Source organism: Mesorhizobium sp. M7A.F.Ca.MR.362.00.0.0 (assembly GCF_004023175.1).
Lineage (GTDB): Bacteria > Pseudomonadota > Alphaproteobacteria > Rhizobiales > Rhizobiaceae > Mesorhizobium.
Genome location: NZ_RZTF01000407.1, coordinates 1 through 4,535 on the forward strand (window position 1 = coordinate 1; position 4,535 = coordinate 4,535).

Consider the following 4,535-nt stretch of genomic DNA (forward strand, 5'->3'; position numbering starts at 1 on the left):
CTTCGGAACCGCTGCACAGAGGCGGCTTCGCCGAGATGCCGCAGCCGGAGCTCTCAGGCACGCCGCTGACCGGTTCGATCGCGGATTGGGCCGAGCAGATCGAGCAGGAGGCCGAGAAGGAAGGGCGTCTTGCCGGCAAGGGCGACGGCGGCAAATCGCCGAAGCCGTCGAAGAAGATACCCGAGCGTTCAAGCTCGCCGGGACGCAGTTCGCGCGGCACCTCGATGGGTGGGGCGGCGACGGCGAGGGAGCGCACGGCAGCGGGCCTCAACCCGGTCGCGGGTCTCGACATTTCGCTGGAAGACGCCGAGACCATGGCTTCGGGCAGCGTCACCGCGACGGTGGCGGCACTGTCGGCGCTGATCGAATCCGGCAATCCGCTGCACAAGGACGGTGTGCTGTGGACGCCGCACCGCCCTGCCCGCCCGGAAAAGTCCGAAGGCGGCATTGCCATCAAGATGGTGTCGGACTTCGAGCCGGCCGGCGATCAGCCGACCGCGATCAAGGATCTGGTCGAAGGCGTCGACAACAACGACCGCACCCAGGTGCTGCTCGGCGTCACCGGCTCCGGAAAAACCTTCACCATGGCCAAGGTGATCGAGGAGACGCAGCGCCCTGCCTTGATCCTGGCGCCGAACAAGACGCTGGCGGCGCAGCTCTATTCCGAGTTCAAGAAATTCTTTCCGGAAAACGCCGTCGAGTATTTCGTCTCCTACTACGACTATTACCAGCCGGAAGCCTACGTCCCGCGCACCGACACCTTCATCGAGAAGGAATCCTCGATCAACGAGCAGATCGACCGCATGCGCCATTCGGCGACACGTTCGCTGCTCGAGCGCGACGACGTCATCATCGTCGCCTCGGTGTCCTGCATCTACGGTATCGGCTCGGTCGAGACCTACACGGCGATGACCTTCCAGATGCAGATCGGCGACCGGCTCGACCAGCGCGCGCTGCTCGCCGATCTCGTCGCCCAGCAGTACAAACGGCAGGACATCAATTTCGTTCGCGGCTCGTTCCGCGTGCGCGGCGACACGATCGAGATCTTCCCGGCGCACCTGGAAGACCGCGCCTGGCGCATCTCGATGTTCGGCGACGAGATCGAGCAGATCACCGAGTTCGACCCGCTGACCGGACAGAAGACCGGCGAGCTGAAAAGCGTCAAGATCTACGCCAATTCGCACTATGTGACGCCGCGCCCGACGCTGAACCAGGCGATCAAGTCGATCAAGGAAGAGCTCAAGCACCGGCTGGTCGAACTCGAGCGCGCAGGCCGTCTGCTCGAGGCGCAGCGGCTGGAACAGCGCTGTCGCTTCGACCTCGAGATGCTGGAAGCCACCGGTTCCTGCGCCGGCATCGAGAACTATTCGCGCTATCTCACCGGCCGCCAGCCGGGTGATCCGCCGCCGACGCTGTTCGAGTACATTCCCGACAACGCGCTGGTCTTCATCGACGAAAGCCATGTCACCGTGCCGCAGATCGGCGGCATGTATCGCGGCGACTTTCGCCGCAAGGCGACACTGGCCGAATACGGCTTCCGTCTGCCGTCCTGCATGGACAACCGGCCGCTGCGCTTCGAGGAATGGGATGCCATGCGTCCGCTTTCGGTCGCCGTCTCGGCGACCCCTGGCGGCTGGGAAATGGAGCAGGCCGGCGGCGTCTTCGCCGAACAGGTCATCCGCCCGACCGGCCTGATCGATCCTCCGGTCGAGGTTCGCCCGGCCAAGACCCAGGTCGACGATGTCGTCGGCGAAATCCGCGACACCACCAAGGCCGGCTACCGCACGCTGGTGACGGTGCTGACCAAGCGCATGGCCGAGGATTTGACCGAATATCTGCATGAGCAAGGCATCCGTGTCCGCTACATGCACTCCGACATCGACACGCTGGAACGCATCGAGATCCTGCGCGATCTGCGCCTCGGCGCCTTCGACGTGCTGGTCGGCATCAACCTGCTGCGCGAAGGCCTCGACATTCCCGAATGCGGCTTCGTCGCCATTCTCGACGCCGACAAGGAAGGTTTCCTGCGCTCGGAAACCTCGCTGATCCAGACCATCGGCCGCGCCGCCAGAAACGTCGACGGCAAGGTCATCCTCTATGCCGACCAGGTGACCGGCTCGATGGAGCGGGCGATGGCCGAGACCAATCGCCGCCGCGAGAAGCAGATGGAGTGGAACGCGGCCAACGGCATCACGCCGGAATCGGTCAAGTCGCGCATCTCCGATATTCTGGATTCGGTCTACGAGAAGGACCACGTCCGCGCCGACATCTCGCAGTTCACCGACAGTGCCGGCGCCATGATGGGCAACAACCTCAAGGCCCACCTCGACGCGATGGAAAAGCAGATGCGCGATGCCGCAGCCAATCTCGACTTCGAGAAGGCGGCCCGCATCCGCGACGAGGTCAAGCGCCTGCGTGAGATGGAACTGTCCATCTCCGAAGACCCGCTGGCCAAATACGCCGACATGGAAAGCCCGGCCTCCGGCCGCGAAAAGGGCAAGCACAACAAGGGCGTGGCCAAACATCGGACAGCAGAAGAACAGGAGCGTTTCCGCAAGTTCGACGAAGCGCGCGCCGCCGAAGAGGCCGCCAGGGCTGCCCGGCCCAACCTCTTCCGCAAGCCTGATCTCGACGAGATGGGCGCCGACGGCGCCGTACCGGTGAAGAAGCCGCTGTTTTCGAAACCCTCGATTGACGATATGGGCCCGGGCACCGACATGCCGACGCCGGCCGGCGCGGTGTCACGCTCGCTGTTCAAGAAACAGTCGGCCGAAGAGGCGCACGGCTCCGACTTCGGCATTCCCGGCGACGTCACCAAGCCACTGTTCAAGAAGAACTCGCTCGATGAAATGACTGTACGGCGGACGGAAAAGCCGGTCGAAGGAAAAGTGCCGGCCAAGCCGCAGTCAATCTCCCCCCAAGTGGGGGAGATGCCCGGCAGGGCAGAGGGGGGCGCGAAGGAACGCGACGATTCCGCTAAGCCAATCGTTCGCCAGCGCGCCGGCATCGGCTCATACGAGGATCCAGGCGACGCCCGCCGCGACAAACGCCGGCCGGGGAAGACGGGACGGCCGGGACGGTAGGAAGCTGCAGCATCGAGCCTGCGATCGGTTGCGGATTTCAGATGCCGCCGCTTAGAATGAGTGATGGTCGTCGTTCGCAGACTTGATGAAGAGGAGTTCAAGGCTTGCTTTGCCGAGCCGATGACGAATATCACCGCGACGGCGAATGCTGTCGTAGACATATGGTCCTATGTCGACGCGCTAAATCTGGACGAAGTCGGCGTGCCCTATTTGAACGACGTCCATTATGTTTACCGGGACGTTCAAAACCGGTTTGATCAAGTTTTGATTGGCACCGGCAGGTTCAACGCCCTGCTTGTGATCGTTGTCGATCTCGGCAGAAGCGCGGTGTTCGGGCATTTCCTACTCGATCTCAACAAAGAATATGGACTAAGCGGCGGCTACTTGAGACCTGTCTGATCCGGCCCCTTGACCTGTGAAGCTCAATCAATCCGCTGGGCCCAATCAGCTGGGTAGCACAATGGTCAGGGCAGGCGGAATATGCTCCCTGCGACGGGATATCCAGCCAACCAAGGTTTGATCGATGCGACAGCGAGGCAAACTCCATATTCTCCCCCTAATCTTAGGTAGCAAAGACACGCCTTTGCGGGCCGGAACTGATCTCGGCCCGGTCGAGAAACACCTTGGCTTTCCTAAATGGCTGTATGTCTATCAGGATCAGCCGTGCGGCTTTCTTCTGGGTTATGGCGATCTGGAAATCGACATTTTGACCAGGCGCAATCGAGCACGCGTCCATCGCATCAGCATCAAACTTTGGGACATGCCTGATGTGCCCAAGCCTTTGCCTTTGAAATGGAGCGGCAACAGCCAAATCGATCTCGATGGCTTTAGCCCGGCAATGACGATTTCGGCCGCCAGGACGCTCCTCGCAGATCTAGGACTGCAAGCCGAGGAATATAAGGTGGAAAGCGTATCTGAAACTGTCCGCCGGCTCGTGCTCCCCCACGCCGAGCTTCATTTCTTCAAGGGACCGGAAGAACCGATCCTGATGGAGTTTCACTTCCTGACACCGCAGGAAATCCAGGGAAATAAGGGTGACTGGGTAATCCGCCCGCGAGACTAAGGCCGGCCTGCAGAGGACACACTTGCCAGCGGCCCCACCTTTGGTGTAGCCAGTCCACACACTCGAACGTCTTGAAAGGAGGGCTCACGTGTTTACGTTTCATCGTCACCATCGTCAGCGTGGCCCGATTTCTGCCCTGCGAGCTTGCTTGCAGGGCTGACCAGGGACGGTCCGGGTTTTTCCCGCTTCGATTTTTTGGTCTGCCCTTCGTGGTGTTGCAACGCCGAGCCTGATGGCCAGCACGCGCACCGTCAAAGTGGACCGGAGATGTCTCCGGCAAGACCAGAGAAATCAAAATGGCCCTGATCAGCCTCAAATCCCTCGGCGTCACCATGAGTGCGCCGCTGTTTGCCAATCTCGACCTCACCATCGGCTCCGGCGACCGGCTC

3 protein-coding genes are annotated in these 4,535 nt (G+C 61.6%); all 3 read left to right on the top strand.

What is annotated here, in order from left to right; translation table 11 throughout:
- The coding region (uvrB, locus tag EOC06_RS31450; protein ID WP_281062126.1) for an excinuclease ABC subunit UvrB at positions 1 to 3,083 on the top strand (3,083 nt) is incomplete at its 5' end.
- A gap of 63 nt (positions 3,084 to 3,146) precedes the next feature.
- Positions 3,147 to 3,482 carry a hypothetical protein gene (locus tag EOC06_RS31455; RefSeq protein ID WP_013530030.1) on the top strand — a complete coding sequence of 112 codons (336 nt, stop codon included), beginning with the start codon at positions 3,147 to 3,149 and terminating at the stop codon, positions 3,480 to 3,482.
- Between the two features lie 124 nt (positions 3,483 to 3,606).
- Positions 3,607 to 4,146, top strand: coding sequence for a hypothetical protein (locus EOC06_RS31460; protein ID WP_128309619.1), 540 nt, complete (start codon positions 3,607 to 3,609; stop codon positions 4,144 to 4,146).
- Positions 4,147 to 4,535: the final 389 nt, after the last annotated feature.